Origin of the sequence: Vibrio sp., from assembly GCF_038138445.1 — a bacterium.
Taxonomy (GTDB): domain Bacteria; phylum Pseudomonadota; class Gammaproteobacteria; order Enterobacterales; family Vibrionaceae; genus Vibrio.
The window spans coordinates 1-13,941 of sequence record NZ_JAYQDQ010000098.1; the positions used below are offsets into that span (position 1 = coordinate 1).

Genomic DNA, 13,941 nt, shown 5'->3' on the forward strand with positions numbered 1-13,941 from the left:
GCAGCGGGAATCGAAAAAGGTAGACCTAAAACGATATACTTTATGTTGCCCTATACTCTCCGCTTTAGAAACTTCAAAGCGCTGAGAATTATGCTCTTAAGCCTTGTTAGTCATTTCCTTAAGAAGAGTTCGGCGCATTATAGCAGTAAGATCTCACATTGCAACAAAAAATAATTCTAGTAAAAACACCTTTTAAAATCAAGACATCTGCATCATACTTTAATACTTCTGTACTTTAAGGGATTATGATGGATTTCTTCAGTTTTTATTCAATCAAGTGGGTCAGAACCACCGAATACCCCAAGTTCGATATCCCTATCATGTTTTTTGATGGAGAGCCTGCAATTGGTGTTAACCAATGGATTAGTGGGATGATAAAGCAAGGAATCACTCCTTCATCACTAGAAGAAGCAATGAGAGCAATTGGTCATTTGTATAATTTCCATAAAGTGCTCACCATCCATGAAGGTGACGATTATGACACCAATCGACTAATTGAAAAGTTTCTTGATGCTAAGATGTTTGGGACTGATCAGTTCTGTACGTTAACATCGGATTCTTATCTTAAATCAGCCTTTCTTGGCTGGAAGCCCGTCAAAGCCAAAAGCATAAAAACAACGTACCTTCGGCACATTAATGATTTTGATAAGTTTCAAAGTGTGTTTCACGGTGCTGACAGGTTAAATCCTTCTGAAACTATCTTTCTATCCTCTTACGAAAAGTACCTAACCTTTAAACAACGTTCAGGTTGGGATGCCTTATTGCACCTTTTCCCAGCTCAAGAGCATGAGAAAGAAGAATTCTCTGTTTCTGTTCGAGAAGACCGAGTCCATAAACGAGCGAAGCGCTTACAAGACAGAATAAATAAGTGTTTCCCCGCTGACCGTTTTATAGAGCTGATAGAGACCCTTGGCAATCCTAGAGATAAATTAGTGTTTTTGATGTATGGCGGAGGCTCTCTTCGAAGATCTGAACCTCTACATACCTTTTTTGATGATGTTATTGGTATCGATAACAATCATATGCTTCGAGTTCGTCTGGATGACCCGACTTATGGTGAAATCTCGTGGAAAGATTCTGATGGCAAGATCAGGAAAACCACCAGAAAAGAATACATAGAAGAGAATTACGCGAATGAGCAGTTGCCGCCGAACCATCCACTAAGGCACCTACAAACCAGAGATCAGGTATTGAATCGTAATGATGGGTTGCATTCTGGTTTTAAAGGAATGACTTTTTTTGAAGCATCGTTTACCCCTTCGGAAGCATCAAGCAGAGATGGCGAAGTATTCTGGTGCTCCCCAGAGATAGGACGTTATGCCGCCAGAGTGTTTGAAGAATATATGAACACATACATTTATCGTAACCCTAGTACAGGGAAACCAAACCCTAATGGCTGGCCGTGGCATCCTTGGCTATTCATCAAAATCACCGATGATGAGTATGGATTGCCACTCACGATATCCGCTATCAATGCCTCATTAAAACGTTCACTCACAAAAATGGGGTTGGCAGGAAAAGGTTATGGTTTGCATTCATTAAGGCATTTATTCGGATTTTATTGCGCCACTGTATTGAAAATAGACATCACAAAACTTCAAGGGATGCTGCATCACAGTCAGATTTCCAGTACGCAGATCTACTACCACTTATCGGATGCCACCGTTCGTCACGAACTGCTACTTGCTCATCATAAACATATTGGCGAACCATCCGATGTCCCATTAGACCTTCCTGCTGTAGCAGATTTCGACCAACACTTTAAATACCAGTATCCAGACAACTGGCTGAGATAATCATGACACCAGATATCATCATTAAAGATAATGCTCACTTACTTGATCTCCACGCAGCAGGAACACTCTCAGGCGCTTTAATTCAAGTCCCTTCATTTAAAGAAAATGAAGAGCCAATACTGATAAACCTTTCCTCTAACTTACGCTTTCAAAACACGAATGCATCAGTGCTAATAGAGCATATTGAAAAAAATCTCATGGCTGCTTTTAAACAAGCGCTCATTCAACTCTCTTTAGATTTTTACCGTCAGTTTCATGCTAACAAGTCTAAATCTCGTAACTTTACTTTGATGTCAGCGACGGGAAACAAGGCTCTTGATGCTTGGTTGGCGTCTTATGCGGAGAAAAGTCCCGTAAAAAATAGAAAGTCATTGCGAGGCTATATTTTCAGTCTTACAGCGGACAAAGTCGAAGGAGTCATTGGTAAAATCATTGATGAGTTGACGATGTTTGAAGCTTGGGCTGATGCGATCACAGAAGAAGCGTTGGCAAAGCTTGACATCAACCTTTTCCCTGCATTACTGCTAAGTAGAAAACACGCTATAAGCAAGTTGGGATGTGGTCACATTGCAAAACAAATACTATGGTGCATAGGGCAACTTGATGATGTTAAACGTAAAAAGACTGCCAATGACTTAATTTCAATACTAGGTGACGCTGACTGCTTATTGATTTTTAGTGGCGAACATCTGGCAGAAACCAATCGACGAAAGTCTTCGCTGTATCGAAATATCTACCTCAAGCTGCTGTCTTATGGAACCGTGACAAAAAGCTGGCTTCCTGCTTATTCAAAGAAAACACCACGATTACAATTTCGCGCTCTCGCTTCTAATGATCTTGATAACGCAATAGCCCAAGCTTTTAGTAGTGATCGAAAGTCTATTCTAACCTCTCTGTGGTCTCGATTTATCTTTTGCACATCCATCGGTCAAACGTTGAATTTTCCGATACAAATTCGACTACTTTGTGGCTATTTATTCAGTGAAGATAGAGCGGCAAGGCTTGGTTATCGAAAGATAATGGAGCAGCTTACACAGTCCGTAGGGTTGGGATACCCTCTGGAGATGTGCGACACCATTTATAAACAACAAGACTCAAACTCATTACATTGGTATGAGCGCTACAAAGTGGTTGAAAGAAATGGCGCTATTACTGTTGAGTCAGCAGCAGATATCCCTATCGGTGTAGTAGCGCAACCGCTGCCCGATGCATGGCAAGATGCTTTATCAATATTCCATCAACAAAAATTGACGTCAGATGGTTATAAATCCGACATCATGCATTTTGTAAAATGGGCGGTACAATACCGTGGAGCGCTAAGTCCTTGGGATATAAAACCAATTGATTTATACACTCCCTCTCCATTTGTAGATAGGTCTGAGTGTTATTTTGACTATATCAATAACACTCAAAGCGTCAAATCCAAGAAGACCAAAAGACACCGATGGGGGCTGGCAAAAAGTTTTTATCGCGGCGTAGCAAATGCACTGAAGTTGGAAGAGCGGGATGTTGAATCACCATTTAAAAATCTACCCAAAGTAGATTTTACAGGTCGAGGAAGACGCTCAAAAACGCCAAGAGCCAGAATCACGTCAATGGTTGTCGATAAAATGGTAGAGATACTTTGTGGCTTTGATAGCAAAGGCGTACCAACGTACCAATGGGCAGAGCAGATTTCTCTCGCAGCTCTTAATAGCCATCATGCCAAAGGACGTACTGACCATTTCCTAGAGCCAGAGTCTCAACAATATGTCTTTTGCCCCTCCAGAGCAGCCTCTCTCGCTTTTTTGCTATTGTTGCCGATACGAGGTGTTCAGGCTCGTTGGTTAGATCAAGGCTACTTTGATCAAGAGATCTTTGACCCGACAACCAAAAGCTTTAAAGAAAACCTATCCCCTTTGAAGCATTTCGAAAGTGAATACCATCGAACACAATGGGATGTGAATGGCGGTGCTGTTGGCGTTTTACAACGCCCATCAAATCGATTGATGTCGGGAGATTCCGACTTTTCCATTTATATCAATACGAACAAAACTCAGATGTGGTCTCCTGATGAAAAAAATGGGTATGAGATCCCTTGGCCTTACATATCTAATCCTCAACACACCTATGAGAAAAGCTTAAATCATCCGTACAATGTATTATTTGAGCAGCTCCAATGGCTTGAACAATATTCAGCCGATGCGCAGCCTCTAAGATTCGACCACCTTCCATCCGATAGAGAGCGCATTACCAATGCCAGAAATGTCATGGCTAATGTTCCGTTTATACTGCCTGTATTCAGAGACTTAACAGAAACTGTCAGCTACAAACTCAGTGGTAAGCACATTATTACCCACCCACCGATCAGTAAGTATAAAATTGAACGCATTTTTGATGAGCTGTGTTTAGAAACAGAAAAGCAGCTCCGACAAGAAGGGCTTGATGTCACGCTAACGGATGCGGATGGAAAATCTATCTTTGATATCCATACATTACGAGTGGCTGGGATTTCTCATTTACTCGATATTGGCGTGCCTTTACATATCGTCTCGGAGTTTATCGCTGGACACGCTTCTATTTTCATGACCTTGGGTTATAGCAAAGCAGAGTCAGATATCATCAAGGAAAGCATTCTGCAAGCCAATGAGTCCACGCCATACGCACCATCAGCCAGTGATAAAGTCCTGCTGGGGCAAGACAAAAGAAAATTATTTGCTCCCAATGACCAATCCTCAAATATTGACTTAAACCATCGAAATATCGCTACCTTCGCCCCTGTCGAGGGCGGAATGTGTCCTCTCGGTGGCAAAGGTTGCGCAGGATGCTCAGAAGGTATGCCTCACCCAGAGGAAGACAATATATTTATTCCTGTTCAGGGCGGGTGTGGTAATTGTCGATTCTGGTTAACTGGTTTTGATTTTTTGATTGAACAAATCATGGAGCTGAATCGAATCATGTTTGTTTTAAAAGAATCCAGTAAAGAAATCCAGTACCTCAATGAGTGTGTTGAAGAAATTGAATGGGCGCTAGAAGATGCCGAGACCCCTGAAGAACGACAAAGACTTAATGTCAAAATCACTTCTACTCAATCCAGCATTAAGGGTATCGAAGAATCGCTAATTCCTTTAATGAAGGCATGGAAGAACCGTTATCTAGCTGTGTTACAGTCGGAAGAGCTTCGAGAGACAAGCGATACCGAGTCAGGCAATAAACCCGCCTTGATCGGAGATGTAAATATCACCGCCAACTTGAAGTCAGGTTCAGAGTATCAATTAATACACACGATTGTTGAGCAAGCATACCTTCTCCCGAAAGGCTCCGTTCCTATTCCAGAAAACCCAGCCAGAGCGTTACGAGAGTTTTTAGATACTATTGTGAGTCACCTTGATTCTTCCTTTTTGTTTGCACGGATCAAAGATAAACACTTAGCGAACAAAGGTGCTTTAAAACTCGCTGATTATTTAAATGAACATTTCAGTCAAGGTGAGATAGCTGCTTTATCTGACGGTCGATTAATGGAGATCAGCCAACTCAAACTGGAGAAGGTCACAAAAGCAGCCAATTTACTTCAGTCAATGATCGAACAACAACTGACATTACCCAAAAATCAAAAAAGCCTTACGCATCATATGTTAGAGGAGAACATTTGAGATGACACAACAACTCAATGACATTGAACAAAAATTCAGAGATGAAGAGGAAGCGCTTTTCGCTCAATGTGAAGAGAAGTGCGGTACGCCCATTTCGAAGATGTCACTCCGAAACATAAGAAAAGCAGCCAAAACCATGCTGGCTTCAGGTGCGAAAATAAACAACTCAACGATTGCCGCTTTCATCCAAAACGTTGACAACTCAGATCTGTTTGAAAAAACAGAGAAAGAGAGCGTTCCCCCTAAATATCAATCCATTGCAAATAATGTAAATTTTAAGGCGTTTATCTCTTTCTATGTGATTAAACAAGATAAACGCCTGGGTGCTAAAAATAAGGCTCCAGCAAGTCAACGGAGCGAAGTGAGTTTTCCTGTAGATCAATTAGATCCTAAATCAAGAGCTTATGTCAGAACGCTTCAAATGCAGGTGCAAGCTTTAGAGAATGAAAGAAAAGTATTAACCGCCAAACTACAGGAACAATCGAGAAAGCAACCCATTAGCCTTGCGCTCTCGCACCAAACGACTGCTGAAAAAGGGCTTCCGACATTAGAGGTCATTTCAGACACCTCAGCCGAAGATGCTCTATTCGCTCAGATAATATCAAAGTTAGTTAATCTACCAGAGCAGTTTCCTGAATACTTCCAAACCGAAACTCGAAATGAAAAAACGGTGTTAAAAATCGTCAGCAAGTCTCGGAAGCAAGTCCTGTTTCGCAGTGACGAATGGAAATACATTACTGATGCTTTAACGGGACAGTCTCATGAGTGATTTTGGTTTAACAGAAGATGCCGACAAAAAGCTCTCTAGTGGCGATAAAAATGCCTCAAAATTCGAAACGTGGTTAAGTAGCAAAACTCCATTGGACGCCAATGGTTGTAAGATTTACGACTCTAAAACTTGGCTGCCACTTGTGAATGCTAAAACACATAATCTCGCAAGAGCGGAGCTATCCGCTCAATCAGGCGTAGGGCTTTCGGCATTGCGGCAAAACCCGAAAATTAAAGCATTGCTGGAAGAATTAGAAACAGAGCTTAGAGAGAAAAATATTCTGCCCGCTCTCACGGAGTCAGGCAAAGTCGCTCAGGATTCACCGAAGAAATACGATCAGGGCGCTTCTCAGCGCCATGTGGATACAAATCGACTCAGAGAGCTTGAAGAAGAGAACCAGCGCCTTAGAGCCGAATTAAAGCGCTTTGAAGAGCTAAAAGAAATCATGAGCGAAATGGGTATGGGGGTGGAGCTATGATGACCGCCTATATGGAGATAACAACTATCCATTTTGAAACCAACAAAGAAGCTCAGTTCACTGGAGTTTTCATACGCAAATCTCAACCTGAAATGGTCTCAGCCAAATCTTACGTGCTGGTTCGTTGCCCTGTAAACGTCATGGATTTTGCCCCTTCAGAAGGTCAATGCGTTCAGATCACGGGGGATTTCGTGATGGTTGATGACTTGCGAGGGCATTATCAACTTAAACGCTTTGACTTCATCAACCCAAAGCGAGTGAAACTGGTATTGCCATCAGCCTCCAATGAGTTTGTGAATTTCATTTCGAAAGAGCGTGATTTTGTTGGTATTGGTATAAGTAAAGCCAAAGAGTTGTGGCGCACCTATGGCTCGAAAATCTTTGAGATCCTTGAGAAACAACAACTGAACCCGCTACTGAGTATTCTCACCGAAAAATCGGCGGTTGCTCTCATTGCTGGCTTTGAAAAATATCAAACCCTAAAGTACACGGAATGGTTTTGCTCTCATGGCATACCGCCTGCAATACAGCAAAAGCTCTTCAAATATCATAAAAATACAGTCGTTGAAGAGTTAAAGGACAATCCCTACTTACTTGTGACCTTCGGTATGAACTTCAAAGATGCCGATGAGATTGCTCGCTCTTACTTTCATATCGAACGCCACGCAGATATCCGATTTATTGCTGCGATAGAGCAAACGATACGTAACCATACCCGCTCAGGGCATACGTACATGACAAAGGGAGAACTAAGAAGCAAGTTGTTTGATATAATGCGCAGCTATGACGTTGTCGATAAAGCCATGCAAGTGGCAGGACATAAATTATCCTTCCGCATCGACCCTGATACCCAACACTATCATCCTGTAGGGATGTACGTCACAGAAGCGGTGATCGCAAAAAGGTTAGTGAAGCTCGTCACCTCTGAAGTTAAGTGGAACTGCGCGACTGAAACGGCAATGCATCAAGCCATCAATGAATTACCTTTTACGCTCGCAAATAAACAACAGCTTGCAGTCAAAGAAGCCTTGTCACACCACGTTTCCATTATCACTGGCGGTGCAGGTACAGGAAAAACCACCATACTAAAAACGGTTTTAAAAGCTTACTCCGCATTGAAATTCAACATTTATCCGATGGCATTGTCTGGCAGAGCCGCAATGCGGCTGCATGAATCAATCGGGCTACCAACATCAACGATAGCAAGGTTTTTAAGAGAGCCGCCTATCGGCGCAGGCAAAAACCTTATTGTTATCGATGAAGCTTCTATGCTTGATCTACACACCATGTATAAGATTGTGACGCATTCTGACCCATCCGTTCGCTTCTTGCTTGTCGGAGACCGTGACCAGCTACCGTCCATCGGCTCAGGTTTAGTGCTGTCTGACATGATTGATTCAGGGCTTATTTCTGTCGTGAAGCTTGATATTGTGCAAAGGCAATCTGAATCCTCTGGGATACCCGAATACTCAAAATCAGTCAATGATGGGATCGTACCGCCAGAGTTGAGTACAGGATGCATTCATTTTCATCCCGTCCGTGACGAAGATATCGTGGAGACCTGTACAAGGCTTTACTCAGAGGCTCCCTCTGACAGTCAAGTGGTCTCTTCCTCAATAAAGATCACTTCAGAGATTAACGAATCCTGCCAAAAGGTGGTGAATCCTGATGGTGCAGCTATGTATGTTCATATGTACAGTGATGAAAAACTAGAGACAGACTTTAGAATCAATGACCCTGTGATATTTACCATCAATGACTACCAAGCAGGTGTTCAAAACGGCACGCTTGGCGTACTAGAAAGCATTGAGTCAAAAGGGAATCACCTAGGGCGAGTAAGAACGGATGACGGCAAAGAGGTCAACCTGACCAGAGCACTCTTTGACTCGTTGAAACGCGCCTACTCGATCACGCTACATAAAGCGCAAGGCTCTCAATTTAAACGAACCTTAGTGGCATTGGATGGCGCACCAATGGTTGACCGTGCGTGGTTATATACTGCGATAACTCGAACAGAAGATGAACTGCATATCGTTGGCTCCGAAGCGAACTTCAAAAAAGCAGTAACGAGCTTGAGCGCACGGTACAAGCGCAGAACTTGGCTGGACAAGCTGATCCACGAAGAGTACCTCTATGCCACCAATCAAAGAGAGAGACCTGTCGTCACACTCCGAAATCAATGGCAAAGAGTGAGTTAATCAATATCGTAGCTGCTGCGTTCACGCAGCTTGCGAAGCCTTTTAACTCGCAAAGCTCCAAATACAAGCCGCGATGTAGAAGGCTAAGCTGACATAGCCAAGCCCTTTTAACGCTAAATCATAGAGGTGCTCGTTATTCCTCTTATCGTAGTGATCCACGACAATAATGATACAGGCGATAGCAAGCATCACAAAAGAGCCAAATAAAACATAAAGAGAATCACCGACAAAAGTAATGCCATGCCCTCGTTTGGAGGGTAAGTAAATCTCTCCGTGGTTGATACCAAACAAACCATAGAGGACTAACCCAGCCGCAATCGATAGAAAGAGAATTCGAATATTTTTGGGGATAACATTCGGCTTATAAGGTTTACTTTTTTTAATAAACTCATACTCACCATTTCGTTTGTTTAGAAAGGATTTCTTAACAAACAGCTTCATGATGAACTCTTCTTCCTGTGACGTGTAGTACCCCGTATTCAGCTTTGAAAACATTGCCTTAGCAATCTCAGGGCTTATATCTTCTTTACCTTGATACAATATCTTCCGTTGCTCAAGATGAAAGTAAAAGCGATTCAGCATCTGCTTATATTACCTAGTCATTTTAAGTCTGAATGTCGTCGTCACCGAGTCAAGTTGGTGGTTAATCTTCATTACTGATTGCAAATGATATCTCGACCATAGCTATCAAATTCTTCTTGAGTGGCAAACATTACGAAGGAGCCACAAGGAACTCGTATGGCATTTGGATCATCATATGCTGCATAAGTTGAGTATGTATGCGTAGCAGTGTAGTAAATTGAACCACCCCAGATTGCTGCACACAGAGCTAGAAACCAAAGAACACTTGATTTATTTCGCCACCGCGCTGGAATCCAATCCCATAGTTGCTCGCTATGGAATGTTTTTCGATACAGGTCATAGTTAGCCCACTGGGAGCACAAGCACGCTGATAAACTCCAAAAAACCACATCAGGAATGACGACACCACTGACAAACTCAATTCCTGCTAGAGCAGCTATCCAAAGCATAGATAAAGAAAGAATTACCAAGCCTTTTAGATGCATACGCTTATAAAAGTAGTATATAAAACCACCAAAAAACGCAGCAAAATTAGAAATAAAAGAGATACGTTCTTTAAAAGACAATGCCCTATATGCTTCACTCTTCAGAATCAAAGCATGGCTGAGTTCATCTGCCCCTAGATTTTTCAATAGATGAAAACGGCGCTTCCACTTATTACTAACATCTAGGTCATCAATTGCATTTATACTATCTTGCAAACTATAAAACCTTTCTCGAATTAAACACCAAGCGTTGTTCACGCCAAAAATAAGGCTCAGCGTCACCGTGAACCTTCTCTGAGTAAGAACTCTTTCCTACCTAAAACTTTTCACACTGGCTGACATCTAGAACGTAGTCTCGAAGTAAATTCTTTTTGTAGCCGATCTTTTTCGGGCAAAGCACATAGCCGTTATCAGGAATGATCTTGTGAAGTAAGATGATGTTAGACACGAAGGAAAAACCACCGCCGATGATTGCTACTATAAGAAAAAACTTCTTTATATTTCGCAGAGTAAAATAACGCATTTTCATAGGCTGCGGAGTTAACGTTATTTCAGCTTGTTTATACCAAACGTATGTAATTAAAGGTAAAGATAACAGCGTGGTTATGCCAAGAATAGAACCAGACACTCCAAAGATTATTGACATAAAATATAGCGGATCAGCAACTAATTCCGATGAAGGATTAAAAATTTGTACAACATAAAATTGCCAATAAACCCACCAAGTAATAACCGAAATTGCGAATGCAGTTAAAACAAAAGCGATACAACCTATTTTATTCGCCATCGAATTCATCAACGACAGCCTCCACTAGTCTTTTCTCAAAATCAGTCTCTTTATCAATAAACCATACCCCAAAAGCAGAGAAAGCAAGGATACTTAAAGATACGGGAACCGTTACAGGAAGTGATAACAATCCTGCTCCAAATGCGACGATTTTACCCAAAACTAAAGCAGTACCAGCAACACTTACCGCATGAACCAAAAGCTTAGCTTCATCAACACCTAATTCTCTTAGTGTATAGTCATCGGTTAATAGATATTTAAGACCATTGATCCCTGAGCCAAGAAGAAATTCGGCTGGGGCGTAAGTTTTTACGTAACGGGTCATGCCTTTAACTGAATCAAGAGCACCCATTCCCATTTTCACCACTTGAGGGTTATCGGCACGGAAGACGCCACCATGCAAAATTGTCTGTTTAAACTTATCGTAATTATTTAAATAGAGATACTCGACACCATCGATGTTTTTGACAATAGCGGTCACACCCAAGCCACCAAGTGCTTTGGCAGTTTCTCTGGCATTATATAACCCTGTTAGCGAGTCTTTGACGGTCTTAACATCACCATTGAAGTCCCAAATCTCAAACAGTTTTTTCCACTCTTCAGGCGTAAAGATCGCGATCTCTGCTGTCTGGCTGCGATAAATCACCTCAATCTGTTTTTCACCTTCTTTAGCAAGGAAGTTATAGGCAGGCCAATACGTGTGAGTGGCGTTGATAACAGGAGTGTTAGCCGACACGCTTTGATCTTGGGAAATATTAACCAACTTATCATTGATGGTCGTATGTTGATATTTTCCCCATACATCACCTAAAGAATGGGCTTTTTCAATGGTTTTTATCGGATGTGGTTGATCCGATATACTGCATTGTTCTGGTGCTTGCCACTCCCTTACTTGAAGTTTATCGCCGACTTTTAGCGATAATGGGTCTTGTTCATAAAGAGGATTTAGTGTCAGTAGTTCCTTGGGAGCGAGTCCATACTGAGCTGCAATATCTGTCCAAGTTTCGCTTTGCCCTGTATCAACGTGAGTCTTAACTGTGTGAGTTGGGGCTGACTTTTCTTTAAAGTCGCTTTGTGACTCAGTATCTTTTGGACGCTCCAGAAGATCTGTTTGTCGAATAGAAACGAGCTGTTCAATATCTAATGTAACGGCATTTTCTTCAAGCCACGCGTGGTTAATATTTGCTAGCTCTTCAGATGTCAGTTTTTCAGTTCTAAAAAGAATATGTTGAGGTGGCAGTGATTTCTCTTCTAGCTTATAAGGCAATAAAATAGAAGTGTAATGATGGTCAGATAATAGCTCATCAGACAAGAAGAGGGCTTTTGAACGGGTCAGATGGCAAGACCAACGATCATTACCCGCTACTTTGTATTCTTTGACTAATACTCCATCAAGGAAGTGGTAATAGTAGCCATGTGTCGCCCAAGCTAAGTCACTCTCTGAAACCTGCACCATCAACTTAACAGGGATGTATTCGGCATGTATATGTGATGAGTTAATAGGCTTCGGTGTAATAGTGTGCTGAGTAATATGACCAGCATCAACAAATACATCATGAAGTAAGCCCTTTTCCTCATTGGACAAGCACTTAGCTGAAAGTAATACCTCACTCTCTTGCGTTGCTTTTTTAGTCCAGCTCATGATTTTAGGCTCATTCGGTGTTTTAGCTAAAGCCCACACCCCCACTTGAAGCTGGTTTAGATCTTCAAGTGTACAAAGTATTTTAATATTACACTCATGGGTCGGTGTTGGCTCTGGGGTGTCTTTTACCCGTTCTGTCGATGGCGTGTACTGAGGGACATCATCCAAAACAGGTTTATAGCCTGCGCCTCTAACTCTTACCTGATCGAGTGGTTTCTTCATGCTTCGCTGCCTGATAATTTCCTAACATTGCAACATACTGGTTTTACGAGAAAATTAAAATAGTCATATTCACCAATTGGTTAGGCAAAAAGCATTTAGTATTAGCGCTGTTCAATAAAGGCTCTCAGTATAATCATTACAGTACTTCCAGAAGTGAATCATATTTTCTTACCTATCAGATAGGTATGAGCCAAAGACAGGACGTTATTCCACTATCATTTAGAGATTGATAAATCTATATGATAGATTTATCTTATAACCATGTTAATGATAGAGATATGTGCATTATGGCGATATACGGATATGCAAGGGTAAGCACCTTAGAGCAGAACCTTGAACAGCAGATAGCGTTGCTTAAATCGACAGGTTTTAACTTCGACAAAATCTTTAGTGAGAAAGTCAGTGCTAAAAATACAACTGACCGAGAGCAGTGGCAAAGGCTGATGGATTCACTAAAGCCTCAAGATCAGATTGTCACTCAATCAATCGACAGACTAGGTCGTTGCACTCGTGATGTGCTCGACTTAATTGATAGATGCAAATCTGATGGGATCAAAATCTTCATTGCCGACTTAGGAAGTATCGACATCACCAGTGCAACTGGTCAATTAGTTGTCACCACTCTTTCAGCCGTTGCCCAAATGCAACGTGAGCAAATGCTAGAAAAGCAGTTTATTGGTATAGAGAGAGCAAAAACAGAAGGAAAGTACAAAGGTAAACAACAAACTCAATCGACAATAAACAAATGTATAGAAGCGTTAAGGTATGTTGAAAAAGGGATGAGCAAGGAGAAAGCTGCTAAGGCTGCTGGTATAGGCGTTGCTACACTTTACCGCTATATCAAACAAACCAATCACGAATAGCGACAGGAGCACCGCCCCTTCACTCTAAGCGAACTTTAGATAACATTGTAAAGCATGACTTCAGATACAGCATAAAACTGCCATAACACGCGATATGACTCTATTTCTGGTATTGAAAAAGGAGAGTTGTACAGCTCATCGAGCTAAAAGGAAAAAAGTGTACTCTGAGCGCGTAGCGAGAATCGAACTCGCAGCATCAGCTTGGAAGGCTGAGGTATTACCATTATACGATACGCGCTCAGAGTACACTCATTAAATCTGGAGTGACTAATCAAATTGTCTATGCTCTAGAGTAGAGCATAAAGTAAGGTCATTTTCAAACTAAAAGTAGATATACTTTAGTTAGCCTTACTTGCGGTGTCCTTCAAGCTCAGTGATATAAGCAATTCACTCACTCACCTGTTGGTTAAAGTATGATTTTGGGTCTACATTTATCGAACCCGCATCATCAGCTTGGAAGGCTGAGGTAATAGCCATTATACGATGC

At 41.7% G+C, this 13,941-nt stretch carries 10 protein-coding genes and 1 tRNA gene; 6 read left to right on the forward strand and 5 right to left on the reverse strand.

Annotated elements, in window-relative coordinates; translation table 11 throughout:
* Nucleotides 1–245: 245 nt before the first annotated feature.
* The 5 genes from AAFM34_RS18040 to AAFM34_RS18060 are packed head-to-tail and all read left to right on the forward strand — an operon-like array spanning nucleotide 246 to nucleotide 8,873.
* Nucleotides 246–1,796 (forward strand): tyrosine-type recombinase/integrase, encoded by a 1,551-nt coding sequence (locus AAFM34_RS18040; protein ID WP_341665220.1) that lies wholly within the window; start codon nucleotides 246–248, stop codon nucleotides 1,794–1,796.
* Between the two features lie 2 nt (nucleotides 1,797–1,798).
* Complete coding sequence (locus AAFM34_RS18045; RefSeq protein WP_341665222.1) at nucleotides 1,799–5,428, forward strand: VPA1269 family protein; 3,630 nt, start codon at nucleotides 1,799–1,801, stop codon at nucleotides 5,426–5,428.
* A 1-nt stretch (nucleotide 5,429) separates the two neighbouring features.
* Complete coding sequence (locus tag AAFM34_RS18050) at nucleotides 5,430–6,197, forward strand: hypothetical protein (protein WP_341665224.1); 768 nt, start codon at nucleotides 5,430–5,432, stop codon at nucleotides 6,195–6,197.
* Nucleotides 6,190–6,675 carry a VPA1267 family protein gene (locus AAFM34_RS18055; protein WP_052036771.1) on the forward strand — a complete coding sequence of 162 codons (486 nt, stop codon included), beginning with the start codon at nucleotides 6,190–6,192 and terminating at the stop codon, nucleotides 6,673–6,675. Before AAFM34_RS18050 ends, AAFM34_RS18055 begins: the two co-directional genes overlap by 8 nt.
* Nucleotides 6,672–8,873 (forward strand): AAA family ATPase, encoded by a 2,202-nt coding sequence (locus AAFM34_RS18060; RefSeq protein ID WP_341665228.1) that lies wholly within the window; start codon nucleotides 6,672–6,674, stop codon nucleotides 8,871–8,873. Before AAFM34_RS18055 ends, AAFM34_RS18060 begins: the two co-directional genes overlap by 4 nt.
* Before the next feature lie 42 nt (nucleotides 8,874–8,915).
* Here the strand turns inward: AAFM34_RS18060 and AAFM34_RS18065 are convergent, their stop codons facing one another.
* From AAFM34_RS18065 to AAFM34_RS18080, 4 genes are all read right to left on the reverse strand, one after another.
* Nucleotides 8,916–9,455 (reverse strand): hypothetical protein, encoded by a 540-nt coding sequence (locus tag AAFM34_RS18065; RefSeq protein ID WP_341665230.1) that lies wholly within the window; start codon nucleotides 9,453–9,455, stop codon nucleotides 8,916–8,918.
* A gap of 71 nt (nucleotides 9,456–9,526) precedes the next feature.
* A complete protein-coding gene (locus tag AAFM34_RS18070) occupies nucleotides 9,527–10,156 on the reverse strand; it encodes a DUF2628 domain-containing protein (protein ID WP_341665232.1) in 630 nt (209 codons plus the stop codon).
* A 100-nt stretch (nucleotides 10,157–10,256) separates the two neighbouring features.
* Nucleotides 10,257–10,736: a DUF1240 domain-containing protein gene (locus AAFM34_RS18075; protein WP_042770331.1), complete on the reverse strand. Its 480-nt coding sequence runs from the start codon at nucleotides 10,734–10,736 to the stop codon at nucleotides 10,257–10,259.
* On the reverse strand, nucleotides 10,717–12,591 hold the full coding sequence (locus tag AAFM34_RS18080; protein WP_341665234.1) for a hypothetical protein: 1,875 nt from the start codon (nucleotides 12,589–12,591) through the stop codon (nucleotides 10,717–10,719). The genes AAFM34_RS18075 and AAFM34_RS18080 overlap by 20 nt, the downstream gene beginning before the upstream one ends.
* 239 nt (nucleotides 12,592–12,830) lie before the next feature.
* On the opposite strand from AAFM34_RS18080, the gene AAFM34_RS18085 reads away from it, so the two are divergent.
* Nucleotides 12,831–13,454, forward strand: coding sequence for a recombinase family protein (locus tag AAFM34_RS18085; protein ID WP_341665236.1), 624 nt, complete (start codon nucleotides 12,831–12,833; stop codon nucleotides 13,452–13,454).
* A 167-nt stretch (nucleotides 13,455–13,621) separates the two neighbouring features.
* Here AAFM34_RS18085 and AAFM34_RS18090 read toward each other — a convergent pair.
* Nucleotides 13,622–13,692, reverse strand: a tRNA-Gly gene (locus AAFM34_RS18090).
* Nucleotides 13,693–13,941 lie beyond the last annotated feature (249 nt).

Excerpts from the sequence above, each read along its gene's own strand:
- AAFM34_RS18045 (WP_341665222.1), top strand. The coding sequence starts at position 1,799 with ATGACACCAGATATCATCATTAAAGATAATGCTCACTTACTTGATCTC.
- AAFM34_RS18065 (WP_341665230.1), bottom strand. The coding sequence starts at position 9,455 with ATGCTGAATCGCTTTTACTTTCATCTTGAGCAACGGAAGATATTGTAT.
- AAFM34_RS18060 (WP_341665228.1), top strand. The coding sequence starts at position 6,672 with ATGATGACCGCCTATATGGAGATAACAACTATCCATTTTGAAACCAAC.
- AAFM34_RS18075 (WP_042770331.1), bottom strand. The coding sequence starts at position 10,736 with ATGAATTCGATGGCGAATAAAATAGGTTGTATCGCTTTTGTTTTAACT.
- AAFM34_RS18085 (WP_341665236.1), top strand. The coding sequence starts at position 12,831 with ATGATAGATTTATCTTATAACCATGTTAATGATAGAGATATGTGCATT.
- AAFM34_RS18050 (WP_341665224.1), top strand. The coding sequence starts at position 5,430 with ATGACACAACAACTCAATGACATTGAACAAAAATTCAGAGATGAAGAG.
- AAFM34_RS18080 (WP_341665234.1), bottom strand. The coding sequence starts at position 12,591 with ATGAAGAAACCACTCGATCAGGTAAGAGTTAGAGGCGCAGGCTATAAA.
- AAFM34_RS18040 (WP_341665220.1), top strand. The coding sequence starts at position 246 with ATGATGGATTTCTTCAGTTTTTATTCAATCAAGTGGGTCAGAACCACC.
- AAFM34_RS18055 (WP_052036771.1), top strand. The coding sequence starts at position 6,190 with ATGAGTGATTTTGGTTTAACAGAAGATGCCGACAAAAAGCTCTCTAGT.